The sequence below is a fragment of the Sphingomonas sp. genome, from assembly GCF_041661825.1.
GTDB lineage: Bacteria > Pseudomonadota > Alphaproteobacteria > Sphingomonadales > Sphingomonadaceae > Sphingomonas.
In genome coordinates this window covers 339,616-365,719 of the sequence record NZ_JBAZTU010000005.1, presented here as the reverse complement: position 1 = coordinate 365,719, position 26,104 = coordinate 339,616, and the positions used below count along the sequence as shown (strand labels likewise).

Genomic DNA, 26,104 nt, shown 5'->3' with positions numbered 1-26,104 from the left:
TTGCAGCGGAAGACGCTGAGGCAAATCAGAAGCCGGCGGTCAGGTTCAGGCCGATCGTTCGCGGACGAAGCACGCTTGTCCCGATCGCACCATTGGCATTCCTGGGGAGCCCCGCGACCCCCAACAACCCCTGCATCGCCGTGATCCCCGCGCTGTTGGTCAGGTTGTTGGCATAGGCATTGATCGCGTAGCGACCGAACGAGAGACCCGCGCGAAGGTCGATCACTTCATAAGCCTGCACCCTGGCGAAATGGCCGTAGGTCGCCCGATAGGCCGGATCGTAATTGCCCGATTGCCCCGACAGCGAGCGGATCGAGCCGCCGATCGACGCGGTGACATCGCCGCCGAGCGCCCATTGATAGTCGGCATTCACACTGACCGCATATTTGGGCGTGAACGGCAGGCGATCCCCCTTGACCGCGCCGACGACGAGCGGATCGGTATCGCCGCCCAGCTTGGCATCGTTGAGCGCGAAATTGACCGACGTCGCCAGTCCGGCGGTCGGCCGGAGCGTCGCGGTGATTTCGGCGCCGTCGACCTTCGCGCCCTTGCCATTCGCATTGACGCCGAAGCCGTTGACCACGGCGGAAAGCTGAATGTCGCTCCAGTCGATATGATAGACCGCTGCCTCGATCGAGGCGCTCTTGTCGACGGTCTCGCCCTTGAACCCGATTTCATAGCTGGTGACGGTATCGGGCTGGTAGGTCGTGGGCGTGCCCGCCGGGGCGCCCACCGGGATGACGTTCGGGCCGCCGGGACGGTAGCCCTTCGCGACCCTTGCGTAGAGCGATGCCCGCTTGCCGAACTTGATCTTGGGCGCGACCGAGTAGGTGAAGACGGAGTCCGACGATTTGAGATTGTCGATGACGCTCGCCCCCAGCAGCAGGCCGTCCGTCACCTGATCGGCGCGTTGGCGGTTGTGGCTATAGCGCCCGCCGAGATCCACATCGAACCAGGGCGCCAGGTGCAAGGTCGCGTTGGCGAAGCCGGCAACCTCCTCATAGCGGGAGTCGAGATTGTAGACGGCGAACTCGAACGGCAGGTCGATCGGCGTCAGCGTGCCGGGCGTGCCCGGCACGGCGGTTTTCAGATTCTGGAAGATCCTTGCCTTTTCGTGCGTGTAATAACCGCCGACCAGCCATTCGACGAAGGCGCCGCCATTCGATGCGAGGCGAAGCTCCTGCGTCCATTTGCGGTTCTGCGTCAGCTGATCGAAATAGACATAGGGCCCGCCCAGCGCTGCGCCGAGATTGGCGGTATAATCGGCGCGAAACGACTGGAGCTGCTCGCCATAGCTCGTCGCCGAGGTCAGCGTCGCGGGGCCGACATCATAGTCGATGGTCGCATTGTACAGCCGGTACTGGATGTTGCTGAACGTCGGCAGATATTCGGCCTGAGTCAGGCCGCCATAAAGCGGCTTCAGGGTCGCTGGATCCGCTTCGACGAAGCTCGACGCGTCGACATAGAGATTCTGGAGCAGCGCGCTCAACCGGACGCTCAGGCTGGAATCGGGTTTCCATAGCAGCGAGGCGCGGCCGCCATAGCTTTCCAGAGCGTTGATGTTGCTGCGGACATTGGATCCGGCCGTGCCGATGGAGTCGATATAGCCTCCCTGCTTGCGGTAGGAACCCGAGGCACGGAACGCCAGGGTGTGGCCGAGCGGCACGTTGATCATCCCGGCGCCGCGATAGGAAGCATCGCCGCCATCGGTGAATTCGACACCGCCCAGCATTTTCCCCTCGAAGCCGTCGGTCGAGGGTTCGTTGGTGACGAATTTCAGCAGCCCGCCAAGCGAGCTGGCACCATAGAGCGTGCCCTGCGGGCCGCGCAGAACCTCGATCCGGCCGATATCGAACGTATCGACATCACCGGCCAGCTCGGCGCCATTGGCAAGCCCGGTGCTGGAACCGAACGGCGTCTCGTCGACATAGACGGCGACCGTCGATGCGACGCCGCCGGTGTTGACGCCGCGCAGGATGAGCCGCCCCTGGCCGGGCGTGCCCTGGACCAGTTGCAGGCTCGGCACATTCTTCAGATAATCGCTGAAGTTCGTCGCGCCCTGCTGTTCGAGCGTGGCACCCGACACGACCGACACCGACTGCGGCACGTCGATCAGCGTCTGAGTCCGCTTCTGCGCGGTGACGATGATATCGTCTTGAGTCCCCTGATTCTCGTCCTGCGCCCAGGCGGCGGCGGGCAAGGCCATGACGATGGCCAGCGCCGTTCCGGTGACTGTTCGTGTCAGACCTCGCATTCGATCCCCCTCTTGATGTCGGAAATTGTCGAAGCCTCAGCGTTCGCGCCCCAGCGCAAAGCGCATGCCGTGAAGGATCGCGGTCGACGCGACCGAGATATGATCTTCTTCGGCAAAGGCGATGTGGCGCAGGTCCGCGACGCCGGCATTGCGCAGCGCGTCGGCGAACTCCCTGGTCGCGTCGACCATTCGCGCGGCGCGGATCTGCGTCTGCGCTTCCTCGAGCGTAACGCCCAGGCCGTCGGGCACGCTGGTCGGAAGATCCTGCTCCTTGCCGCCGACGTCGACGAACACGCGCGGCTGGCTGGGCAGCGCCGCGAGGCGCTCCCTGAACGCCGCTAGCTTCTGAAACAGCGAGAAATCGTCCCACCACAGCGACGGGCTGCTGATCAGGAAGGCGGCGAACGCGTCGGGCCTGGTCAGCAGCGCGTTGGCGGCGAACAGGCCGCCGAGCGAATGACCGAACAGGATCCGATCGCCCCCTGCCGTCTGCGGATAGCGGGCTGCGATCTCGGGCCTGAGCGTCTCGGCCAGGAATGCGAGAAAAGCATCGGCGCCACCGTTTCGTTCGCCGCCGATGGCATCGCCCAATGCCCCCAGCTCCGTGAGCGCTTCGGCTCGGATCGGCGGTGAGAGATCTGCGGTACGCAGCTTCAGGAATGCGGCATAGGCCGCATCATAGCCGATGCCGACGACGTAAAAGGCAGGGAAAGCAGCCACGCTCGTCAGCACCCGCGCAATCTCCGCGGCAAGGCCGAACGCGACATCGCCATCGACGACATAGAGAACCGGCACCCTGCCACCCGGCGATTCCACCACCGGCGCCGCGACACTGATCGTGAGGTGCCCGTCGCCCGACGGATGCGCGAGCGTGAATTGATCGAGGGAAGCGCGAACGGAAAATGGCATCGACTTACTCCATCAGGCGCCGGCCGTTTTTTTTGGAGGCCTGTGCGCCATCTCTGGCTGATGGGCCGTGAAAATCCTTCTGGAGCGACTCCTCTGCCTACTTTACAATAAAGTCAACTTGTTTATTAAGGTGTCATTGAGAGGCGACCCTGCGCGCTGCGACAGAGGCCTGGGAGAATGGACATGAAGAGCGGGACGGGCACGGCCACGGAAAAGCCTTCACCGCTTCCCTCGTCCGGGATGGTGGGCACGATGTCGTCAGCGGACGGACAGGTCGACGAGTCGCGCAGGGCGGTCGCCCTGGCCTGGTATGGCCTTGCGGTTCTGCTGATGACGACACTCTTCGCCCTGGTGATCCGGCAGATGCTCAGCCTGATCGCGCCGTCGCTCCAGACGTCGCTGGGTTTTACCGACCTTCAGATCGGGATGCTGCAAGGCCTCGGCATGGCGATCTTCGCCTGTGTTGCCAGCTACCCGATGGGATGGCTTGCCGACCGGTTCGGACGCCGCCTGATCCTGGCGATCGGCGTCGGCATCTGGTCGCTGGCGACCTTCTTCTGCGCGTTCCAGGACAGCTTCGGCGGCCTGTTCGCGGGCACGGTCGGGATCGCGATCGGCGAGGCCGGGCTGGCGCCGATCGTCTATGCGATGATCCCCGACCTGTTTCCCGAGCGGAAGCGCCATACGGCCAATCTCGTCTTCTACGCCGGATCGCTGTTCGGATCGGGTATCGGCATAGCGCTTGGCGGCGCGATGCTCGAATGGCTCTCGGTGTCGGCCGACAGCTTGCCGGCATGGCTCGCGGGCATCGACTCCTGGCGCATCGCGATGGTGGCGATCGCCCTTCCGGGTCCGTTGTTTTTCCTGCTCGTCGTGACGATGCCGCTGGCCAGGCGAACGACTCCGCCATCGCGCTCCGGCAAGGACGACGCCGACGGAGCAATGCTCGACTTCCTGCCCTATGCGAAAACGCACTGGCGCTCGCTGGCCTGCGTCTTCGGCGCGATCTTCGCCATGGCCGTCGCCATGACATCGGGCCTCAACTGGTTTCCCCTGGCATTGCCGCGCGCGTTCGGGATCGATCCCGCGACCGTCGGGGTCGGCCTCGGCACGGCGGTCACCGCGGCGACGCTGATCGGGGTGTTCCTGCCGGGCATTGCCCTCAAGCTCGGGCAACGCGCCGGCGGGCTGCCGCCGATCAGGGTCGCAGGCTTCTTTTTCTGGCTGGCGCCCCTGCCGGCCGCGTTCCTGCCGTTCGCGACCTCGCCGTTCCAGGCCTATACCATCGCTGCGCTTCAGGGTGCGATGGGCGTTGCCGGCTCCGCGCTGATGCCGGGGGTCATTCAGGACCTGGCGCCCGCGCATTTGCGCTCACGCGTCCTGGCCCTTCTCGGCATCGTGAACGCGCTGGCGCTGGCCGCGTCCCCGCTGGCGATCGGATTGATCTCCGGCCTGATCGTCGGGCCGCGGGGCATGCTCTATTCGATCGCTATCGTCAGCCTGCCGTCGCTCGTGGCCGCCGCCGCCCTCCTGTCGCTCGCCCAGCGCCCCTATGCTGTGACGGTGCGGATTGTCCGGTCCCAGCTTTCGGGAGAAGAAGCATGATGACGGACACCGCGACCGGGAGCCGGCCTGTCGACATGATCGGCATGGTGGAGGCGCTCCAGGCGGGGCGGACGACATCGGCCGCGCTGGTGGAAAGCGCCATCGAGCGTGCGGAGGCGGCCAACCTCCAGCTCAACTTCATGGCGTGGCCGACTCTCGATCGCGCCCGCATGCAGGCGGCCACTCCCCGCACCGGGCCGCTCGCCGGCGTACCGACCATTATCAAGGACATGATCATGGAAAAGGGTATCCCGGCGAGTTGGGGCGCCGCTGCGCTCCGCGACTTCATCGCGCCCGACGACGCGCCCTATACGCGCGCCATTGCCGGCGCGGGCCTGATCTCGATCGGCCGTTCGGCGATGCCCGAGCTGGGGCTCAACGTGGTGACCGAATCGCCCTTGGTCGGGATAACGCGCAATCCGTGGAGTCTCGACCACACACCCGGCGGCTCGTCGGGCGGCGGGTCGGCCGCGGTCGCGGCGGGGGTGGTACCCGTGGCGCATGCGAGCGACGGTCTCGGATCGATCCGCCACGGCGCCGCGCCCTGCGGCCTTGTCGGCCTGAAGCCCTCGCGCGGACGCAATATCGGCGACGAGGCGATGCGCTCCATTGCCGATCTCAGCGTCAATGGCTGTGTCAGCCGCACGGTGCGCGATACGGCGGCGTGGCTTGAAGCGACCCAGACACGAGCGTCCAACGCTGCCTTCGCCCCTGTCCCGCTCGTTATCGCTCCGGTGGACCGCCCCCTTCGTATCCACGCCTACAGCAAGGTCATGCGCACCGGCGCGGATCCCGACACGAGTGTCGCGCGCGTCTTTGCGGAGACGATCGACCTGGTCGGACGGCTGGGCCATAGCGTCGGCGACGGCCAGCTGCCGTTCGACGCCTCGGCCGCGATCGAGGCGCTGCATATCGTCACCGAAGGTACCTTCTCGCGGCGGCTCGGGCTGCTTTCCAAACAGATCGGCATCCCGATCGAACCGGACGACCTGGAATATCGCTCGAAGACGCTGGTGCTCCAGGGCGACCGGATCGAGGACGAACGCTATGATGCGGCCTGGCAGCGGATGGAGGGACATGTCGCGTCCTATCTCGCCCTGCTGGACGACATCGATATCTGGATGACGCCTACCTTCAGCACCGAGATCGTTCGTATCGGCGTCTTCGGCCCCGACACGGCATGGCTCGATCAGCGCGACCATCTCGTCGACTATGCCGGCTATTGCTGGATCGACAATTTCGCCGGTTCGCCGTCGATCAGCCTGCCGATCGGCTTCAGCGACAATGGGTTGCCGGTCGGCATCCAGTTTGCCACCAGACCCGGCGGCGAAGCCCTTCTGCTCGCCCTTGCCGGTCAGCTGGAGGATAAGCTGGAATGGTGGCGCCACAAACCGCCGGTCTGGGTGGGAGAAAACTAGTTTCTTCTGCCGGTCATCGCCGCCCATCGCCAGTGTTATAGAATATTATACCAATATATCAGCGGCTTATGTGGATCGTCGCGATCAGGCCGCGTGTTTTCAAAATGTCAGCAACCCTACTGACATTTTCGATTCGCCCCTGCCCTGATTCAACGCGCCGCCGCGTCACCCTGAACCGCGGCCATGCCCGTACTGTCGCACGACCACCTATCCCCAGCCGCCGGAATCCGGCTATCGGTTCCCACGACTCCGATGAGCGAGCGTGCCGATCCCGTGAAAGCCCTTTCCATACTCCATCTGCCGATCCTCGCCGGCGCGCTCCTGGGCCTGTTCGCCGTAGCGCCGGCCGTCGCGCAGGACGCACGACAAAGGGTGCCGATCACACTCCCGTCCGGCGGCAGCCCGCCGATCGGCAGCGCGACTGGCGGCCAGCCGCCAGCCACGATCGTCGCGGAACCCGTCGCGCTGATGATCGCCGCCTGCGATGCCGATGGTGACGCGAAGGTGACTCGGGCCGAGCTCGACGCATGCGTGAAGCGCAGCTTCGCCGGCGTGGACACCGGCAACGCCGGATCGATCGGCTATATCGGCTATAGCGACTGGGCGCTGCTGTGGCTGGGCGATCGCAACGCCCTGCCCAGTCCCTTTTCCGTCGATGCCGATGGCGACAACCGCATCACCCTGACCGAGCTGGAGGCGCAGTTCGCCACCTTGTTCGCGCGCTTCGACACCGACAAGGACGGCGTGCTCACCCGCGCCGAGCTGTTGACGATCAAGGCCATGGCGATCGGCGAACGCCCGGACCCGCGCGGCAAGAAGCCCAAAAGATGAGGTGAGGCCTGCGTCCGTCGCAAGCTTCACTTGTTGGCGTTCACCCAGATTCCGGTCCAGCCCTTCCCGGGCGGGGTCTTGCGAAAAAGGCGGACGCGCTCCTCGAACAGCAAGGACGGCTTGTCATTGGGCGCGATCCGCCGGCACTCGGCGAAGCGGCCCGCCGCGACGGCCCAGTCGCCCGCCCGATAGGCCGACAGCCCCACCTCGAACAGGTCGCGCAGTTCCAGCAGGCCGGACTCGGTCCGGCCGGTTTCGCCGAGAAGCTCGAAGACCCGCACCGCCTCGCTCTTGCCGACCGCGGCCATGATATCGATCTCGCGCACGTCGATATGCGGGCGCACCCGGTCGATCGTCGCCTCGTCCGCGAGGATGGTCGTGCCATAGATCTTGTTCGCCCCTTCGAGGCGCGACGCGATGTTGACGGGATCGCCCATGATCGTGAACGACTTGGACCGGGACGACCCGATGCTGCCGACCACGACATCGCCCGTCGCCAGGCCGATCCGGATGTTCACCTCGGGCGCCCCTCGCCTCAGGCCGAGCAATTCAGGCAGCTCCGCCTGCAGCGCGGTCACCTGCAGCCGCTGGGCCAGCGCGGCGCGACAGGCCGCGAGCACAGGGTCGCCCTGCGTGAAGGGTTCGCCCCAATAGGCCATCACGGCATCGCCGATATATTTGTCGATCACGCCCTGATTCTCGTGGATCGGCTCGGACGCGAGCGAGAGATAGCGGTTGATCAGCTTGACCAGGGATGTCGGCGTCAGGGTTTCCGAGATCGCGCTGAACCCCTGAAGGTCGGAGAAGAACACGGTCATGTTCCGCCGCTCGCCCGCTTCGAGCACGGCGCGGTCGTCGCCGAGCAGCCGATCGACCACGCGCGGATCCATGTAATTGCCGAAGGTCTGCCGCATCGCCACCTTGCTGCGCAGTTCGCCGACCATGTCCGAAAAGGCGTTGGTCAGCTGCCCGATCTCGTCGCCCGCGGGCTCGGACAGGGTCACGTCGAGATTGCCGCGCCGCACCTCGTGCGTGCCCCGGATCAGCCGGTGAACCCTCCCCACCATGTGGCGGGTGAACAGGAAAGACAGCACCGATCCCGCGAGGAAGGCGATGATCGCCAGGATCAGGTTTTCTTTCGACGCCAGCAGGGATCGGGACATGGTCCTTCCCTCGCCCGCCTCGCTCGCGGCGGCCAGCCTGCCGGTCTCACCGGTCAGGCGCGCCATCGCGGCGATCAGCGCGACTTCCTGTTGCTGCGTATGTGCCTCGAGCAGATTGATCTGCTCACGCGGCGTACCGGGTGCCGGGCTCAACAGGGCCTTCACCGAAGCCCGGTAGCGTTGATGCTCGCGCTTCACTGCCTGCAGTTCGAGATCCAGCCGCCCCAGCGCAACGGCGATATCCGTGCGTTTCGTCCGGGTCTCATAGGTCGCGATGTGGCGCGCGAGCGTGGCGATCCCTGTGCCGACATGATCGGACAGTTCAGCGAACCGGTTCGCCTGCTCCTTCGCACGCACCGGATCGTTGATCTGCGGGCCGCCATAACGCAGCGCCCGTTCGACCGAGAGCGCCTCGGCGGACGCATTCTGGGCGAGATCGTTCAATTCGTGATCGAGCGGCTCGACCACGTCCGTGAGAAGATGAGTCTCGTCACTGGCCAGACTGACCTGAACGAAGGAATAGACCGCCGCCGCCAACATCAGCAGCAGCAGGGTCACGCTCAAGCCGATATATTTCTGGCCCATGGAGAGGCCGCGTCTCGTCGAAACGGCCTCATCCGGGCCGGCTTTTTCGGCCATCGTTCGTTCCCCCGGCCCCGGACGCCCATTCCCGACGGCACCTCGCGAGCATTATCCGCCGACAGCCCCTACCGTGCAATGAAGATGGGTCCACAATCGCTCCTTCTCCACCGGACATCGATTCACCAAAAGCTCCGCAACGACTATCGCCACGCAGTTCGATTGGGCTATCGCGTGTTGGCCCATGGCACCGCCACCCTGCTGACCCGTGAAAAAGGCCTCCGAGATGCGCATGCCGATCCTCGCCGCTGCTTCGCTTGCCCCGAAGCCCGAGCGGTAACGTGAATTTCCTTTCCACTCCGGACGACCGCAAGGCCGCCATTGGGGCGAGCGAGGCGTCGCGCCGCTATCGCCTGGTGATCTTCGATTTCGACGGCACCCTGGCCGACAGCGGCGACTGGTTCCTGTCGATGTCCGACCAGCTGGCGCAGCGCTTCAGCTTCCGCCGGGTCAGTTCCGAAGAGGTCGAGATGCTGCGCGGCCGCACCAGCCGCGAGGTGATTCGCTATCTCGGCATCCCGCGCTGGAAACTGCCCGGGATTGGCCGCTATCTCCATGCGCGGCTTGCCGAGCAGACCGACAAGATCGCGCTGTTCGACGGCGTCGAGCCGCTGCTCCGCAATCTGGCAGATGCCGGGTTCAAGATCGCGCTCGTCACCTCGAATTCCGAACCCAATGCACGGGCCATATTGGGCCCGGCGAACGTCGCCCGGATCAACTGGTTCGAATGCGGCGCCTCGCTGTTCGGCAAGGCGCCGCGCTATCGCCGGGTGCTGCGCCGCGCCTATGTCGAACCCTATGAGGCGATCGCGATCGGCGACGAGACGCGCGACATCTCCGCCGCACGCAAGGCCGGAGTCACCGCCGGCGCGGTGCTATGGGGCTATGCCCACCGCGAGGCGCTGACGAATGCCGGGCCGGACCTGTTCTTCGAACATCCAGACGAGGTCGCCCGGCTGTTGCTCGGCGACGCCCATGCCAACGGTGGCGAGCAGCGGCAGGCCTGATGCGATCGATTCCCGGTGATTTCGACGCGGCAACCGTCGCGGCGATCGATGGACGGCTCGAGGCGATCGTGCACGACGACCGGGTCGCCATGCCGCTCGCGATCGAAAGCGGCAGCCGCGCCTGGGGCTTCGCGTCACCCGACAGCGATTATGACTGCCGCTTCCTGTTCGTCCGGCGGCGGCAGGATTATCTGACACTCTGGCCGCAGCGCGACGTGATCGAGACGCCGCTCGACGGGTTGCTCGACGTCAATGGCTGGGATGTCGCCAAGGCCCTGCGACTTATCGTCAAGGGCAACGCGGTGGCGATCGAATGGCTGCGCTCGCCGATCGTCTATCGCGGCGATCCCACCTTCCGCGATGCCCTGCTCGCCTTTGCCGACGCCCATGCGCCGCTGCAACTGGTCCGGCGCCACTATCTCCATCTAGGCATGCAGCAATGGAAGCGCGCGAACGACCAGGACGGGGTCGCGATCAAGCGGCTCTTCTACATCCTGCGCCCGGCCGCGGTGCTGCGCTGGATGCGCTATCATCCGACCGCCACGCCACCGATGCATTTCCCGACCCTGATCGCCGAGTGCGAGCCGCCGGCACAGGTCCGGGCGATCATCGCCGACCTCATCGCACGCAAGGCGGAAACGCGCGAACTCGGCCTGGCGCCGATGCCCGCCGAGATCGAAGCATTCGTCGAAGGCGAATATGCGATCGCCGAAGCGGAGCCGAAGGGCGTGGTCGATGCCCGGTCGCATGCTGCGGCGGATGCGATTTTCTACGAGATGCTGGAGCGTTTCGCGTCGTCGTGATTACTTGACATCGTCAAGTATCAGTCGCATCAACGGGACATGGACTCGACCATTCCCTCGCTGCGTGCCTTCAACCGCTTCTACACCAAATTCTCCGGCGCCCTGGATCAGCGCTTCCTCGGCAGCGCCCTGTCGCTCGCCGAAGGGCGGCTGCTCTACGAGATCGCGACGCGCGACCGGCCCGTGGCGACCGACCTGCAAGAGGTGATCGGGCTCGATGCCGGCTATGCCAGCCGGATGCTACGCAAATTCGAGGCGCATGGCTGGATCGAGCGCGGCCGCGGCGAGGATGCCCGGCGCCGCCCGATCTCGCTGACCGCAGCGGGGCGGGAGATGTTCGCCGATCTCGACAAGCGCCAGCGCGACGTGCTCGAACACCGTGTCGCCCCATTGGCGGTGGCGGACCGGCGCGTGCTGGTCACCGCGCTAGACACCGCGCGCGGGCTACTCACCTCTGGCGAGGCCGCCGGCTACGCCGTCCGCACCTTCCGCGCCGGCGACATGGGCATGATCACTGCGCGCCAGGCGATCCTCTACAATGAGAGCCATGGCTGGGCCGCGCCGATGGAGGTGCTGCTGGGGGACGTCACCTCGGCGTTCCTCCGCGACTATCGCGAAGGCCGCGAACAATGCTGGGTCGCCGAAAGCGCTGGCATGATGGCCGGCTCGATCTTCGTCGTCGATGCCGGCGGCGGCGTCGCCCAGCTTCGCCTCCTCTATGTCGAGCCCTGGGCGCGCGGCATGGGCATCGGCGGCGACTTGGTCGGCCGCTGCGTCACCTTCGCGCGCGAGGCTGGTTACACGACGTTGCGGCTCTGGACGCATAGCGTGCTGCTCAGCGCCCGCCGTATCTATGCCGGTGCGGGGTTCGAGATCGTGAAGACCGAGATCCACCACAGCTTCGGCAAACCCGAACAAGGCGAGATCTGGGAACTGACGCTCTGACCTTCACTCTTCCCCGGCGAAGGCCGGGGTCCAGTTGGGGAAGGCCCGTTGGCTGGCGCTGCGCGTCGTAACTTCAGCCCTCCCGACTGGACCCCGGCCTTCGCCGGGGAAGGAGGGGTTCAGCCCACATGCACCGCGAGCCACACCGTCGGCTCGCCATGGGCGGTATAGGTCACCCAATGCCGCTGCCCGCCCACGATCGTCAGATGGTCGCCTGGCTTCAACGTCACCGCCACTGAGTCCTCGATCCTGATCCCCGCCTCACCCTGCAGCAGCACGACCCATTCGTCCTGCTCCTGCACCATCGGCTCGTCTTCGGGCGTCGCTTGGCCATTCGACACGATCCGTTCGATGCGCACACCGGGACCGTCAAGCAATTCGGTGAAAGCTTCTGCGCGCTTGGCAGCAGGCAGCTTCGCGAACAGGTTGGCGACCGCGATCTTGAATTTCGGTTTGGGTTTTGGCTTTGGTTTTGGAGCCGGCTTCCGTTTGGGGGCAGGCTTGGGTTTCGGCTTCGGTTTCGGCTCAGGCTCAGGCTCGGGGTCGGGTTCCGGCGCAACCTTCTCCCGCGCCTTCACCGTCCCGGCCGAACTCTTCCACGTCGCGCGCATCGCGTCGCGCAGATAGGCCTCGACCTCCTCCGCGCTCGTCTCGAGCCCCTTGTCGCCGATACCCAGCACCGGCTTGTCCGCCGCATCGACCAGCCCAAAGCGCCCGAAATCGCCGCCCGGCTTGCGCCGCCGCGACGTCTTCAGCTTCAGCCCGCGATGCCGCGCCATCTCGCGCAGCTTTTCCGTCTGGTCGTCGGCCATGATGCGGCAACGTCTAGGCCGGCGAAGCGATGCGTGTCGACAGGCGCCGACTTCCGCCGCTAGAGGCTCATCCATGCCCCCCCGTTTCGACTTCACCATCCACGCCACCGACGGCAAGGCCCGCACCGGCGAGATCGCGATGCGCCGCGGCACGATCCGCACCCCCGCCTTCATGCCGGTCGGTACCGCCGCGACGGTCAAGGCCGTGAAGCCGGCCGATGTCCGCGCGGCCGGCGCCGACATCATCCTCGGCAACACCTATCACCTGATGCTCCGCCCAGGCGCGGAACGCGTGGCACGGCTCGGCGGGCTGCACGGCTTCATGGGCTGGGACCGGCCGATCCTGACTGACTCAGGCGGCTACCAGGTCATGAGCCTGAGCGACCTGACCACCCGCTCCGAGGACGGCGTCACCTTCAAGAGCCATCTCGACGGCACCCGCCACACCCTCTCACCCGAACGCTCGATCGAGATCCAGCGCCTGCTCGGCTCCGACATCGTCATGGCGTTCGACGAGCTGGTACCGACCACCTCGACCAAGGAAGTGCAGGCCGCCGCCATGGCCCGCTCGATGCGCTGGGCGAAGCGCAGCCGCGACGCGTTCGACGGCGGCGGCGCGCACGCGGAAGGTGCCGCGATCTTCGGCATCCAGCAGGGTGCGCTCGACGAGCAGCTGCGCGGCGAAAGCGCCCAGGCGCTGATCGATATCGGTTTCGACGGCTATGCGGTCGGCGGCCTCGCGGTCGGCGAGGGCCAGGCGGCAATGTTCGCCTGCCTCGACTTCGCGCCGGGCCAGCTCCCCGCCGACAAGCCGCGCTATCTGATGGGCGTGGGCAAGCCCGACGACATCGTCGGCGCGGTCGAGCGCGGCATCGACATGTTCGACTGCGTGTTGCCCACCCGCTCAGGCCGCACCGGCCAGGCCTTCACCCGCACCGGCCCGATCAACATCCGCAACGCAAAGTTCGCCGAGGACACCGGCCCGCTCGACCCCGCCTGCCCCTGCCCGGTTTGCGGCACCTGGAGCCGCGCCTATCTCCATCATCTCGTCCGCGCCGGCGAGATTCTCGGCGCCATGCTGATGACCGAGCATAATCTGTGGTTTTATCAGGTCTTGATGGCCGATCTTCGCGACGCGATAGCGAACGGGCGGATCACGGCCTTTGCCGATGCGTTCAGACGGGACTATGCTGGCCCGCCCAAGGGAGAGTGACTTGGCTACCGACGACCAGGACGACACAAACGAAATCCTCGCTGCCACCCGCGCCGCGAAGGAGCAGCGCGAAGCGGCAGCGGCGACCAGCGATGCCGCCAAGGCCAAGCGCTGGCCGCTGACGACGATCGGGCTCGGCATCGGATCCGCTGCCGTCGTCGCTGCCCTGCTCTACGCCAACAGGTCGCGCCAGAAGCGCTGACCCCCGCGGCCGGCGGTCACCCGCCGCAACCGCCGCAACCGCCACCGCCGCACCCCCCGCCGCCGCCATCGCTCGAGCCGCCGCCACTGTCGCCCGAGCCCGCGGTGCGCAGGGCGTGGAAGTCGCCCAGGCCCGATCCGATCAGCACGCTGGTGCCGAACAGCGCCACCGCATGGTCGGTCTCGTCAGCGGTCGGTGCGCGCCGCAGCCGCTCGGCATCGCTCCGGGCCCGGTTCAGCGCCTCATGGCCGCCCCGGGTCCGGCGATCGACCGCGGCCCAGCGGATCACCGCGAAGACCGCGGTCAAGATCAGCAGCAAGGTCAGGTACCCCACCGGTCGGTCGCGCTCGACCCCGACCAGCAGCTTGATGCTGCCGAAAACCAGCAGCAACAAATAGGGCGAGGTCTGCCAGAAGCGCATCTGCAGGGTCAGCCCGTCGTCCATCATCAGGCCGGCCGTGATCAGCTTGCTCCGGATCGGCTGCGCATGGGGTTTCAGCGCCATTTCGATCACCGGCCAGCGCACGTCGCCCGGGATCGCCAGCACGCTGCGATCAGCAGGTGTATCACCGCCGCTGCGCGCCGCGACATGGAAGCTCTTCTTGCCGATCATGACCAGCGCCCGCGCCGCCAGCAGCCGGGTCACCACCGCGTCCGCGAAGCGTGTCGCACCGCCCGCCAGATAGGCAAGGTGCCGCGTATCGGTGACGCGCGCCGACCGCCCGTCGGGCCGGAGCCAGCGTGGGATGATGAAGCCCGCGACGATCGTCGTCGCAAACAGGATCATATAGAGTTGGAGGAAAGGCTCGGCAGTCAGGTCGAATGGTCCGAGAGACATCGTCAATGCTCCTCTACCGTGACACCACAAGTGCAAGAACTGCCGCCGCTGCCAGCAGGATCGTCAGGAGGGACAGCAGCGCCGTGCGCCTGGGGATGATGAAGGCATCGCGCGGGTGGACCCGGCGTGCCTTGGGATCGTCGATCAGCCGTCGCGCGCCGCCCGGCCAGATGTCCGGCGGCGGCGCGTCGCCGAAGACGCGTTCGTAGCGCTTCAGCGTTTCGGCATATTGATCGAAGAAGCGGCCCCGCTCGCCCGCGCCACCGGCGGTCGGGCCATGATGCAGCGGGCGGCCGAGGACTTCGGGGCAGAAGCGCTCCCAATAGTCCCGACTATAGGTGAGGTGGAGGTGCCAGGCCTGATCGACCGCGTCCGAGGGCGTCACCTCGGTTTCGCCGGTCACCGCCAGGAAGCAGAATTTCTTATACTCCCCGATCACCCGCTCGGCATACCCCAGGCTCCAGCCATTCTCGCGCGCGAGCCGCGCGACGAAGGAGAGCGCGGCATCTTCGGGACCGATGCTATAGGGGAAAAGCGAGGCCCAGACCGGGTGATCCGGGCAGGTCGTGGGCAGACGATTCGTCTTGCTCATCTGAAATCCCACTAACATAGTAGGCGTTAAGATTCAATGACCAAATGCGGAGACAAAGAGGGGCGGCTCCTCGCGGAACCGCCCCTGCAAGGAAGGTGAGCGGATCAGAAGGCGAAGTTCGCGCCCATCTTGAACGTGCGCCCGATCAGGCCGGCATAGTGCCAGGTGGTCAGGAAGTTCGGCGCGCTGGCATAGGCGCCAGGCGCGATCGGCGCCCGGGCGTTGAACAGATTGCCTATGTCGAAGAACACGCTGAACTTGTCGTTCACGCGGGCCGTACCGTTCAGGTTCGTGTTGATGAAACTGTTGATGTAGCAGAACTGCGCACCCTTCGCCGTGTCGCCGGTGGCGTATTGGTTGTTCAGCGTGCAATCGTCGCCGGCGCGTTCGTCGTTGGCGATCGACTTGATCCGGCCGACATAATAGGCCGTCGCGGTCAGCGAGAAATTGCCGACCTCGAGCGTGTTCTGCCAGTTGCCGCGCCATTTCGGCGTGCCGTTGCCCGACGACAGCTCGTACGGGCCAAGCGTCCCGGCGAACTTCTGCACGCCGCCCGAGGTGTGCAGATCATATTGCAGCACGTCGGTCACTTCGAGCCGGCTGGTAAACCGGATGCCGTCGCTGATCGGGATCTTGGCGGTCGCCGAGAAATCGATGCCCGAGGTGATCGCATAATTGGCGTTCACGAACGGCGCATTGATGATCAGCACGCGCGGCAGCGCGTTCGGGAAGAGCGGATCGGGCGCGTCGACGACGTTGACCGAATAGCCCGGCCCGACCGCCGCGACCGCGGCGATCGCCTCCGCCAGTGTCGACTTGCTGTAATAGGCATTACGCGCATCGCCGACGAGCGGGCCGGCAACGATCAGGTCCGACTTCTTCACATTGTAATAGTCGACGGTGAAGCTGAGCCAGTTGACCGGCTGGAAGATCGCGCCGGCCGTGAAGCTGCGCGACGTCTCCGGCTTCAGATTGGGATTGCCGACCAGACCCGAGCCGAGCTGATAGGCCTGGGCATAGGGGTTGGTGTTGCCCACTGTCCCGCCATGTACCGCCAGGAACGATGGTGGCGGGGTGAAGGTCGAGAAGCCGGCATATTGGCTGCGCGGTCCGCTCTCCGCAAAGGTCGGCGCACGGAAGCCCTGCGAATAGGTGCCGCGGATCGCCAGTTCCTTGATCGGGGTGAACTTGAAGCCGACCTTGGGCGAGAAGTGGCTGAATCCTTCCGAATAATGGTCGTACCGGCCCGAGGCGGTGATATCGAGGATGTCGAGGACCGGTGCGTCGATCTCGAAATAACCGGCCGAGACGGTATGCTGACCGAACGCCGAGGACGTGGTCAGCGTATAGGTGTCGAGGCGCGCATTCTGGTTGTTGTTGGTCAGCGTCTCGCGACGAACCTGACCGCCGATCGCGAGCTGCAGCGCGCCGCCCGGCAATTCGAGCAGCTTCTTGGTCACCGACGCGTCGAGCGACACCATCGACGAGGTCGAGGGCGTGGTGACGTTCGGGGAGACGAAGCTGCGGATCGCCGCGCTGTTCAGCGACGGATCGACGAAATTATAGGCGCCGGTGTTGATCGCGTTGAGCAGGTTCGGGATGTTGATGAACCCATATTGCGTGATGCTGAGATTGTCCTTCGCGCCGACCGCGTCGACGCGCCAGTCCCACCCGCCGTCGAAGCTGCCCCACAGGCCGGCTGCGCCGCGGATCACTTCGTTGGTGCGGTCGCTGCCTGCCTTGATGTCGCCGAACAGGTAATAGATGCGCGCGGCGCCGTTCGCCGGATCATTGGCATAGGCCGAGGCATATGGGTTGTTCGGGTTGAGCCGACGATCGGCCGCCGTCGAGCAATTGAGGCCAGTGCCGCAGACATAGACCGGCAGCACGATGCCCGGGTTGCTCGACGCGAGCGCGGGCGCCCCGCCGAACGGCTGCGTGGCGCGTAGCGCACGCGGTGCGTTCAGGATGCTGACAAAGTCATGCGAATAGCTGCCAGTGACATAGGCTTCGATATTGTCGCTGAGCCGAATGCTCAACCGGCCGTTGAACGCATACCGCTCCTGCAGCGGCGCGAGCTGGAAATATTCGTCGACAAGGTCGTGCTTGCAGCCCGTGCCGCGGGCAGCGCCGGTCGCGACGGTGTAGCTGCCACGGGCGCAGTTGAGGTTCAGCGACGTGTAATTGCTATAGGCCGAGCCATTGGGCTGCAGGCCGCTCGCGAAGAGCGACGTGCCGCCGGCGAGCGGATTGTTGAGATCGGTCTGGTTGGTGCGGACCACGACCGCGTTCGGCGTCGCCGTGGTGAGCGTGCTGTCGGCGGTGTTGTTGTCGAGGCCGCCGATCGAGCTGAGGTCGGTGGTGTTGTACGGGAAGCCGCGGCTGTGGTTGGTCACCCGGCCGTCATGCTGATATTCGCCGTTGACGTAGAAATTCCAGCCCTTCTCCGCGTAATCGCCATAGCCGAGCGTCAGGTCGGCGCGCTGGTGCCCCGCATCGCCTTCCTGCGACACGCCCGCCGCGACGGTGCCGGCGATGCCGGTGAACTGCTTCTTCATGATCAGATTGACCACGCCGCCGATCGCATCGGCGCCATAGGTCGAAGATGCGCCGTCTTTCAGCACTTCGACCCGGTCGATCAGGCTGAACGGGATCGAGTTCAGATCGACATAGGCGTTGTGCCCGTCGTCGTTGATCGGAAAGTTGGTCGACCGCAGGCCGTCGATCAGGACCAGGGTCGAAGACACGCCGAGGCCGCGCAGCGAGACCGCGGCGCCGCCAGCCGAGAAGCCGCTCTGGAAGCCGGTGCCGATCGAGCCGGCGCTGTCGGCGGAGACCGAGCGGATCGCGTCGTTGACGGTGGTGATGCCGGCCTTGGCGAGGCTGTCGGCGGTCAGCACCGTGACGGGCGACGGAGTCTCGGTATCGGTGCGGCGGAACAGCGAGCCGGTCACCACGATGTCGGGCGCGTCCGCTGCTTCGGCTGACTGGTCCACGGTGTCGGCGGGCGCAGTCTGCGCAAAGGCCGGAGCAGCCGTCAGGCCAATAAGCATAGCAATAGGAGCCGCGCCTGCACGCAGGCGCGAAAGAGTGTTCACTGACATTGAAACAGTTTCCCCAAGTTACGCACTTAAGACGTGCAGCCTGTTCAGGGGTGCTATTACACGCCCTGGATGCTATCAGGCTGTAACTTGCCTGGGCCTTTGTAAAGTGTCCGCGCTGTTCGATTCCGGCCGGTGTTGCAGGGTTGCAATACTGATGCGGAATATGACCGTCGTAGATTTACAAGCCCTTCGACCTCGGTTGTGCGGGCTGGCGTCGATCCGAGTGCGTTTTCCCAAGGGCCCGAGCGTCCAGGGCGGGTGGTTGCCGGTCCGTCCGCACGTTCAATTTGCTGTCATAGATTTTTCGCACCTGCGAAGCCCGCCAGACGGATGTTTGGCAGTGCCTGTACCGGGCCGAGTCGCGAGTGGGTCAGGGTTTCCACTGCCGCCTATCCGGCCATGGCGGCGCCTGATATCGGTGGGGCATGAACGTCCTTATCTTCGGCGCCACCGGCATGGTCGGGCAGGGCGTGCTGCGTGAATGCCTGCTCGACAGAGGCGTCGAGAACGTCGTGACGGTCGGTCGCGCACCCTCGGGGCGGAGCGACCCGAAGCTGCGCGAGATCCTGCTGCCCGATCTGTTCGCGATCGCCGACAAGACGGGCGAACTGTCCGGCTTCGACGCTTGTTTCTTCTGCCTCGGCGTCTCCTCGGTCGGCATGTCGGAAGCGGATTATACGCGCATCACCCACGACCTGACGGTGACGGTCGCGACGCTGCTTGCCGGGCTCAACCCCGGCATGACCTTCATCTATGTGACCGGTGCTGGGACCGACAGCAGCGAACAGGGCCGGCGCATGTGGGCACGGGTAAAGGGCCGCACGGAAAATGCGCTGTTCGCCCTCCCCTTTGCCGCAAGCTACATGTTCCGCCCCGGTTTCATCCAGCCGCTGCACGGCATCGTCTCGAAGACCGGCTGGTACCGCGCACTCTATGCCATGACCGGCCCGCTTGCCTCGGCGCTGGGCGCCGTATCTCCCGGGCTGGCGACGACGACCGAGAAGCTCGGCCGCGCGATGATTGCCGTTGCCCGGGGTGGCTATGCCAAACGGATCCTCGGCAATGCGGACATCAACCGCGCTGCCGAACCCCTTTGCTGACGCGCTCTTGCTTGCGTCGCGGCCGGCGCGGCCTACCATCGCGTCGATGCAGCACCTCGCCCCGCCTATCTCTCGACGCTCGCGACCCAGATCGGCGCACTGAGCGCTTTTCTCGGCGGTTTCGCCGCGACCTATCTTGCGACGTTCCTCACTGCCGGGCAGCGGACCCACCCAGCAGCCGTGGCGATCGGTGGGGCAATGATCTCTTCGGTCGGGTTCATCGTCGCGGTGGTCGCCTCGACCATGTTGATCGCGGCGCTGCATCCCGATGCCCCCATGGGCGCGTCGCACCTGGCCGGTACCGCGCAGGTGGCGATGACGCTCAGCTTCGTGCTGGCGCTGTTTGCCCTGCTGTTCAGCCTGGGCGCCAGCGGCTGGACGCGGTCTCGGGCCATGGGCTGGACCACGAGCATTGCGGCGGGTGTCGCTACCCTGATCGTGCTCATCCTCATCCTGCAGACCGGCTGACCGGGCGACACGTCCGGCTCGCGCGCCCTCCCGCCGCGTTCACGCTACGGATAGCTTGCTGCGCCTAGCGCATGTCCGGAAATGCCGCGCGTGCCGGCTCCGTCGGCGCGCCTGTGAAAGGAGTATCATGCGTCCCATCGATCTCGTCGGGATGGCCACGCTTGCCGCGCTGGCCATCACCCCGCCGCTCCACGCCCAGGCGAAAGCCCGTCCAGTCGCCGGCAATGTCACGCGCGCGCAGGTCCAGGCGCAGGTGAAGCAGGTGTTCGACCTCGCTGACACCAACAAGGACAATTTCATGAGCCGCGCCGAGTTCGGCAAGCGCATGGGCGCGGTGTTGAACCGCACGCCACCCGGCACGCCCGGCGCACCGTCGAAGGAAGAGGCGCAGAAGTTGCTCACTGCCGCCGTCGCCGCCTTCAATGCGGTCGACGTCAATCATGACGGCAAGCTCAGCCGCACTGAAGCGGGCGCGCGGGCGCTCGCGGCGTTCGACAGCATGGACAGCAACCATGACGGCGTGGTCACGCCCGCCGAGAAACGCGCGGCAAGCAACGCCGCCACGCCGATCGGCCCGGTCGGACCGACCGGCCCGGCCGACTCCGGCCGGAAGCCGGCCAGCCGATAGAGCCTGCGCCCCTGCCCGCGTCGCGCGCGGGCAGGCAAGTGTCTGGCGCAATTGACACGGCCCGACCCGGACGCGACACCTCTCGCTATCCTCCCGCATTTCCGGAGTCGTTCATGCGTCTTTTCCGTGCCGCCCTTCTGCTCGGCGCCGCCCTGCTCCCGCTTTCGGCGCAAGCGCAGAAAGCACCAGCGCCTTCCGCTGCGGCGAAACCGCTCGATTTCACCGAACGCACCCTGGCCAACGGGCTGAAGGTCTACGCCATCCACGACGCCGGCACGTCGAACGTTTCGGTGCAGGTCTGGTACGATGTCGGGTCGAAGGACGACCCCGCCGGCCGTTCGGGCTTTGCGCACATGTTCGAACATCTGATGTTCAAGGCGACGCGCAACCTCGTCTCCGAGCAGATGGACCGGCTGACCGAGGACGTCGGCGGCTACAACAACGCCTCCACCAATGACGACTACACCAATTATTACGAGGTGGTGCCCGCCAACCACCTCCAGCGCCTGCTGTTCGCCGAGGCCGACCGCATGGCGAGCCTGGTGGTCGAGCCGAAGAGCTTCGCCTCCGAGCGCGACGTGGTGAAGGAGGAGCTGCGTCTGCGCACGCTCGCCCAGCCTTACGGCAAGCTGTTCTCGATCTATTTCCCGGAGATCTCCTACACGAAGCACCCCTATGCCCGACCTGGCATCGGCAGCCTGGAGAATCTGGAAAGCGCGACGATCGACGATGTCCGCGCCTTCCACGCGGCCTATTACCGGCCGGACAACGCCATCCTGGTCGTGTCGGGCAATTTCGATCCGAAGCAGCTCGATGCCTGGGTCGACCAGTATTTCGCCGGCATCAAGAAGCCCGACCGCCCGATCCCGCGCGTGACGGTGACCGAGCCGGAGCGGACCAAGGCGACTCATGTCACCGTCTATGAGCAGAACACCCCGCTGCCGGCAGTGATGATCAGCTATCCGGTGCCGCCCGACAACAATGCGGACATGCCGGCGCTGACCGTGCTCAACGCCGTGCTGTCGCAGGGCGAGAGCTCGCGGCTCTACGAGACGCTCGTCTATCGCGACCAGCTCGCCCAGAGTGCCGAGACTTATCTCGACACCAAACAGGGCCCGGGCAATCTGGCGGTGTTCGCGATCCTCGCCGGGGGCAAGACCGCCGATGACGGCGAGACGGCGCTGCGCCGCGAAGTGGCGCGGCTGCGCGATGCGCCGGTCACCGCCGCCGAGCTGTCCGAAGCGAAGAACGAGATCCTGACCGGCGTACTCCGGGGCCGCGAAACGGCCGAGGGCAAGGCCTCGGCGCTGGCCGCTTCCGTGATCATCAACGGCGATCCGCGCGCGTCCGACCGCCAGATCGCGGAGATCGCCCAAGTGACCGCGGCCGACCTCCAGCGCGTGGCGAAGAAATATCTGCGCGACGAGCGGTCGGCCGCGATCCACTATCTCCCGGCCGAGGGTGCCCCGGCAGGCGCCAAGGGCGATACGGTAACGATCGCCTCGACCGTGCAGGTCGCGCCGCTGGTCGCGCCGGACGATGTCGCGATCGTGACGCCGGCCCCGGCCGACCAGCGCCTGGCGCCGCCCGTCGCGGGAACGCCGATCGCCGCCGCCATCCCGTCGCCGCAGGAGATCAAGCTCGCCAACGGTTTGCGTGTGCTCGTGGTCGAAAAGCATGATCTGCCGCTGATCACCGCGACCTTGGTCGCGCCCGGCGGCGGCGCGGCCGACCCGGCCGATCGCGCTGGTGTCGGCAGCCTGACGGCCGACCTGCTGACCAAGGGCACGAAGACTCGTTCCGCCACGCAGATCGCCGCGCAGATCGAAGCGCTGGGCGGGTCGATCGGCAGCGATGCGAGCTGGGACGGATCGTCGATCGCCGTAACGGTGAAATCGGACCAGGCCGCCCCTGCGCTGACCATCCTCGCCGATGTCGCGCAGAACCCGGCCTTTGCCGATGAGGAGATCGAGCGGGCCCGCGCCCAGGCGATCGATGGCGTCACGGTGACGATCAAGGATCCGGCGCAGCTTGCCGGGCTGGTCGCCGGCCGCGCGGTGTTCGGCGGCCAGCCTTATGGCCATGCCCTGTCGGGAACCCCGGACTCGCTCAAGGCGATCAAGGCAGCCGATATCCGCAGCGCCTATGCCCGGACATGGCTACCGGGTCAGGCGAGCCTGATACTGGTCGGCGACATCACTCCCGCCGCCGCCAGGACGCTTGCCGAGCGAAATTTCGGCAGCTGGAAGGCACCCGCCACCACTGGCCCCCTCACCCAGTCGGTACTCTTTACGCCTGCGTCGGGGCCGCGCGTGATCGTGGTCGACATGCCCGGCGCGGGTCAGGCCGGCGTCGTCGTCGCCCGGCCCGGCATCGCGCGCCGAGACCCGAGCTTCTATCCCGCCAGCGTCGCCAACACCGTGCTCGGCGGCGGTTTCTCGTCGCGTCTCAACCAGGAGATCCGGATCAAGCGCGGCCTTGCCTATGGCGCGGGCAGTTCCCTCTCGGCGCGGCGCGAGCCCGGATCGATCTCGGCGCGGACTCAGACCAAGAACCCGACCGCGCCGGAAACCGTCGCGATCATGGTCGCCGAGATGAAGCGCCTCGGCACCGAGCCCGTACCGGCGAACGAGCTCGAGCCGCGCAAGGCAACCCTGATCGGCGATTTTGGCCGCGGGGTCGAGACGACCGACGGCATCGCCGATGTGCTGGGCGACTATGTCGTACAGGATGTCCCGCTGAGCGAACTCAAGGCCTTCACCACCAAGGTCTCCGCGGTCGACCCGGCAGCGGTGCAGGCCGCGGCGGCGAGCCTGCTCGATCCGAGCCGGGCGAGCATCATCGTGGTGGGCGATTCGAAGGATTTCATCGACGCGCTCAGAAAGGACTATCCGAACCTCGAGCTAATCCCGGCGAGCGCGCTGAAACTGGATACGGCAACGCTGAAATAACCCCTTCTCCCCTCGCGGGAGAAGGATACGAAGACTTGCGAGCGAAGCGAGTTAGTCGAAGTTGGATGAGGGGGCTGAGGCTCGAGACGCAGCCTATGTCCCCTCACCTTTCCCTCTGTCAGAGATGGGGCGTTCTCAAAAATTACGTTAACCATCAAGTGTTTCGCCACGACACACCCCCAAATCAGGGCGCGCACCAAAGGGCCCGATCCGCTATGGCGCAGCCATGGCGTGGGGCATGATCACCAACTGGTTCCGGATGCGACGGCTGGGCAAGCTCGGCCTGGTCGGGATCGTCGCGCTGATCTGCGCCGGCGTCTCCGCCCACGCCGCGATCCGCGCGATCGTCGACCAGCAGGCCAGGGCCGCAGCCGCCGCGGCGAAGCCAGTCGGCTATGAGGCCGAAGATCATTTCCCCGGCGCGGCCTATTTCTACATGGCCGAGGAAAGCGCCGCCCCAGGCTCGGGCGCGACCGGCACGACCAGGCTGCCCGACATGCCGTTGCCGCCCGAAGCGGTGGCATTGGCGACCGATGCCTCGATCCGCCCGGCCCAGCCTTTCTCCATGGTCAATGCGACTCCCGCCGATCGCGGGCGGGCGCTGCAATGCCTGACCACCGCGATCTATTACGAAGCCGCGACCGAGCCCGACGCCGGCCAGCAGGCGGTTGCGCAGGTGATTCTCAACCGCATGCGCCATCCCGCCTTCCCGGCGACGGTGTGCGGTGTGGTCTATCAGGGGTCGGAGCGTAACACGGGCTGCCAGTTCAGCTTCGCATGCGACGGATCGATGGCGCGGGTGCCGTCGCGTACTTACTGGATCCGCGCGATGAAGGTCGCGGCGGCGGCGCTGAACGGCCATGTCTTCGCGCCGGTCGGCCTCGCGACGCATTATCACACCTATGCGGTGACGCCGTCCTGGAACAAGAGCCTGGTGATGACCGCGGCGCTCGGTGCTCATTTCTTCCACCGCTGGCAGGGCTGGTGGGGCACCCCCGCCGCGTTCAGCCAGCGCTATGCCGGCAATGAACCCTTCCCGGGGCCGCACGCTCGCCCGGCGAAGCCCGAACTGACCCTGGCATCGGCGAGCCTGCCGGCCCCCGCGCCGCGCACTGCGGCATCGATGATCCAGCCGGCCTATGCCCAGACCAGCGTGTTGAAACCGGCCGTTGCGTCGGACGGGTTACCGGGCGACTCCCAGATCCTCGACCGCTGGAAGGATTCGGGCAAGCCGCTGCGTTAACGCTGTCGGCGCTGCTTTCGATCTGCGAAATATGCTATGGCCGGATCGGGGCGAAACCGCCGCGCATGTCGCCTTGATCCTATCCTTCGGAAAAGCCGGGCCTAGGGTCGCGCGGGAGGGGCTAGAGCAACAGGGAGCAGCCAATGGCCACGCAAATTCCAGGCGATCAACCCACGAACATGGTGGAACGGATCAAGCGACTGCTGACCGCGCCCGCACAGGAATGGCCGCGGATCGACGCGGAACCGATGACGATCAAGGGTATCTATATGGGATGGGTCGTGCCGCTGGCGGCTATCGGCCCGGTCGCCGGCCTGATCGGCGCGCTCGTCTTCGGCTACAGCTTTCTCGGCATCACCTATCGCCCACCGATCACCGCTGCGGTCAGCGCGGCGCTGGTCGCCTACGTCATGGCGTTGATCGGCGTCTATATCCTGTCGCTGATCATCAACGCGCTGGCACCCAGCTTTGGCGGCACCAAGAATGCGGTGTCGGCCTTCAAGGTCGCGGCCTTTACCGGAACCGCGGGCTGGCTCGTCGGCATCTTCCAGATCATCCCGTCGCTCGCCTGGCTTGCGATACTCGGGCTGTATGGCCTCTACCTCCTCTGGGTCGGCCTGCCGATCCTGATGAAAGTGCCCGAGGGCAAGGCAACGACCTATATCGTGGTGACGATGCTCGTCTCGATCGTCGTGTTCCTGGTCTGCGGCGCCGTCGCGACCCAGGTCGGCGCCTCGTTCGCAAGGCCGATGCTCAGCGCGGCAACCGACACCGGAACGGTCAGCGGATCGCTGAACCTGCCGGGCGTGGGCAAGGTCGATCTCGACAAGGCCAATGATGCCGTCGCGAAGATGAAGGCGGCGACCGAGAAGATGCAGAACGGGACGGCGACGCCGATTCCCGCCGCCGCGTTACAGGCAATGCTGCCCGCCGCGATCGGCAGCTTCACGCGCGGCGACATCGAGTCGCAGAGCGGCGGCGTCGGCGGGATCGCGGGCAGCCATGCCGAGGGGCGCTACACCTCGGGCGAGCAAAGCTTCAGCCTGTCCGTCACTGACATGGGCGCCGCCGGGGCACTGGCCTCGCTGGGCGGCGCGATGAACATGCAGTCGAGCAAACAGACTGCGACCGGCTATGAGAAGACCGAGATGGTCGGCGGCGCGATGGTGTCCGAGAAATGGAATACCGACTCGAACAGCGGCAGCTATGGCACGATGGTCGCGAGCCGCTTCATGGTCTCAGCCGATGGCGCGGCGCCTAACATCGACACGCTGAAACAGGCCGTCGCCTCGGTCGATACGGGCAAGCTGGCCGCGCTGGCGCGCTGATGCGCTGGCGTCCCGCAAGGAAAACCCCGCCTGCTTGCGCGGGCGGGGTTT

21 protein-coding genes are annotated in these 26,104 nt (G+C 66.0%); 14 read left to right on the top strand and 7 right to left on the bottom strand.

The window, feature by feature from the left end:
- Positions 1-25: 25 nt before the first annotated feature.
- Both WC729_RS23960 and WC729_RS23955 read right to left on the bottom strand, forming a co-directional pair.
- A complete protein-coding gene (locus tag WC729_RS23960; protein WP_372856972.1) occupies positions 26-2,254 on the bottom strand; it encodes a TonB-dependent receptor in 2,229 nt (742 codons plus the stop codon).
- A 36-nt stretch (positions 2,255-2,290) separates the two neighbouring features.
- The gene (locus WC729_RS23955; RefSeq protein WP_372856971.1) at positions 2,291-3,163 is read right to left on the bottom strand and encodes an alpha/beta hydrolase; all 873 of its coding nucleotides are present in this window, start codon (positions 3,161-3,163) and stop codon (positions 2,291-2,293) included.
- Positions 3,164-3,346: 183 nt separating this feature from the next.
- Between WC729_RS23955 and WC729_RS23950 the strand changes: the two genes are divergently transcribed.
- The 3 genes from WC729_RS23950 to WC729_RS23940 all read left to right on the top strand — a co-directional run bounded on the left by WC729_RS23950 (position 3,347) and on the right by WC729_RS23940 (position 7,017).
- A complete protein-coding gene (locus tag WC729_RS23950; RefSeq protein WP_372856970.1) occupies positions 3,347-4,768 on the top strand; it encodes an MFS transporter in 1,422 nt (473 codons plus the stop codon).
- Entirely contained in the window at positions 4,765-6,186 is a 1,422-nt protein-coding gene (locus WC729_RS23945) for an amidase family protein (protein ID WP_372856969.1), read from the top strand. Before WC729_RS23950 ends, WC729_RS23945 begins: the two co-directional genes overlap by 4 nt.
- A 273-nt stretch (positions 6,187-6,459) precedes the next feature.
- On the top strand, positions 6,460-7,017 hold the full coding sequence (locus WC729_RS23940; protein ID WP_372856968.1) for an EF-hand domain-containing protein: 558 nt from the start codon (positions 6,460-6,462) through the stop codon (positions 7,015-7,017).
- Positions 7,018-7,043: 26 nt separating this feature from the next.
- Here WC729_RS23940 and WC729_RS23935 read toward each other — a convergent pair whose 3' ends face one another.
- Positions 7,044-8,819, bottom strand: a complete 1,776-nt coding sequence (locus WC729_RS23935; protein ID WP_372856967.1) for an adenylate/guanylate cyclase domain-containing protein — start codon at positions 8,817-8,819, stop codon at positions 7,044-7,046.
- Between the two features lie 281 nt (positions 8,820-9,100).
- Between WC729_RS23935 and WC729_RS23930 the strand changes: the two genes are divergently transcribed.
- Genes WC729_RS23930 through WC729_RS23920 form a run of 3 tightly spaced genes read left to right on the top strand, consistent with a single transcriptional unit; the run spans position 9,101 to position 11,574 of the window.
- Positions 9,101-9,826 carry an HAD hydrolase-like protein gene (locus WC729_RS23930; protein WP_372856966.1) on the top strand — a complete coding sequence of 242 codons (726 nt, stop codon included), beginning with the start codon at positions 9,101-9,103 and terminating at the stop codon, positions 9,824-9,826.
- Complete coding sequence (locus WC729_RS23925; protein WP_372856965.1) at positions 9,826-10,629, top strand: DNA polymerase beta superfamily protein; 804 nt, start codon at positions 9,826-9,828, stop codon at positions 10,627-10,629. Before WC729_RS23930 ends, WC729_RS23925 begins: the two co-directional genes overlap by 1 nt.
- Positions 10,630-10,668: 39 nt before the next feature.
- Positions 10,669-11,574: a GNAT family N-acetyltransferase gene (locus WC729_RS23920; protein WP_372856964.1), complete on the top strand. Its 906-nt coding sequence runs from the start codon at positions 10,669-10,671 to the stop codon at positions 11,572-11,574.
- Positions 11,575-11,693: 119 nt separating this feature from the next.
- Here WC729_RS23920 and WC729_RS23915 read toward each other — a convergent pair whose 3' ends face one another.
- Positions 11,694-12,386, bottom strand: coding sequence for a hypothetical protein (locus tag WC729_RS23915; RefSeq protein WP_372856963.1), 693 nt, complete (start codon positions 12,384-12,386; stop codon positions 11,694-11,696).
- Positions 12,387-12,459: 73 nt separating this feature from the next.
- Here WC729_RS23915 and tgt point away from each other — a divergent pair, with 73 nt between their 5' ends.
- Both tgt and WC729_RS23905 read left to right on the top strand, forming a co-directional pair.
- Positions 12,460-13,599 (top strand): tRNA guanosine(34) transglycosylase Tgt, encoded by a 1,140-nt coding sequence (gene tgt, locus WC729_RS23910; protein ID WP_372856962.1) that lies wholly within the window; start codon positions 12,460-12,462, stop codon positions 13,597-13,599.
- Position 13,600: 1 nt separating this feature from the next.
- A complete protein-coding gene (locus tag WC729_RS23905) occupies positions 13,601-13,801 on the top strand; it encodes a hypothetical protein (protein ID WP_372856961.1) in 201 nt (66 codons plus the stop codon).
- Positions 13,802-13,817: 16 nt separating this feature from the next.
- On the opposite strand, the gene WC729_RS23900 is transcribed toward WC729_RS23905, so the two are convergent.
- The 3 genes from WC729_RS23900 to WC729_RS23890 form a co-directional block, all read right to left on the bottom strand.
- Entirely contained in the window at positions 13,818-14,639 is an 822-nt protein-coding gene (locus tag WC729_RS23900) for a TIGR04222 domain-containing membrane protein (protein WP_372856960.1), read from the bottom strand.
- A 13-nt stretch (positions 14,640-14,652) separates the two neighbouring features.
- Entirely contained in the window at positions 14,653-15,231 is a 579-nt protein-coding gene (locus WC729_RS23895) for a hypothetical protein (RefSeq protein WP_372856959.1), read from the bottom strand.
- Between the two features lie 104 nt (positions 15,232-15,335).
- Positions 15,336-18,284, bottom strand: a complete 2,949-nt coding sequence (locus WC729_RS23890; protein WP_372856958.1) for a TonB-dependent receptor plug domain-containing protein — start codon at positions 18,282-18,284, stop codon at positions 15,336-15,338.
- A 476-nt stretch (positions 18,285-18,760) separates the two neighbouring features.
- Between WC729_RS23890 and WC729_RS23885 the strand changes: the two genes are divergently transcribed.
- The 6 genes from WC729_RS23885 (at position 18,761) to WC729_RS23860 (ending at position 26,053) form a co-directional block, all read left to right on the top strand.
- Positions 18,761-19,435, top strand: a complete 675-nt coding sequence (locus WC729_RS23885) for a hypothetical protein (RefSeq protein WP_372856957.1) — start codon at positions 18,761-18,763, stop codon at positions 19,433-19,435.
- A gap of 198 nt (positions 19,436-19,633) precedes the next feature.
- Positions 19,634-19,903, top strand: coding sequence for a hypothetical protein (locus tag WC729_RS23880; RefSeq protein WP_372856956.1), 270 nt, complete (start codon positions 19,634-19,636; stop codon positions 19,901-19,903).
- Between the two features lie 127 nt (positions 19,904-20,030).
- Positions 20,031-20,531 carry an EF-hand domain-containing protein gene (locus tag WC729_RS23875; protein WP_372856955.1) on the top strand — a complete coding sequence of 167 codons (501 nt, stop codon included), beginning with the start codon at positions 20,031-20,033 and terminating at the stop codon, positions 20,529-20,531.
- Between the two features lie 113 nt (positions 20,532-20,644).
- Complete coding sequence (locus tag WC729_RS23870; protein WP_372856954.1) at positions 20,645-23,482, top strand: M16 family metallopeptidase; 2,838 nt, start codon at positions 20,645-20,647, stop codon at positions 23,480-23,482.
- 238 nt (positions 23,483-23,720) lie between these two features.
- A complete protein-coding gene (locus tag WC729_RS23865) occupies positions 23,721-24,725 on the top strand; it encodes a cell wall hydrolase (RefSeq protein ID WP_372856953.1) in 1,005 nt (334 codons plus the stop codon).
- 143 nt (positions 24,726-24,868) lie between these two features.
- Positions 24,869-26,053, top strand: a complete 1,185-nt coding sequence (locus WC729_RS23860) for a Yip1 family protein (RefSeq protein ID WP_372856952.1) — start codon at positions 24,869-24,871, stop codon at positions 26,051-26,053.
- The last annotated feature ends 51 nt before the right edge of the window (positions 26,054-26,104 follow it).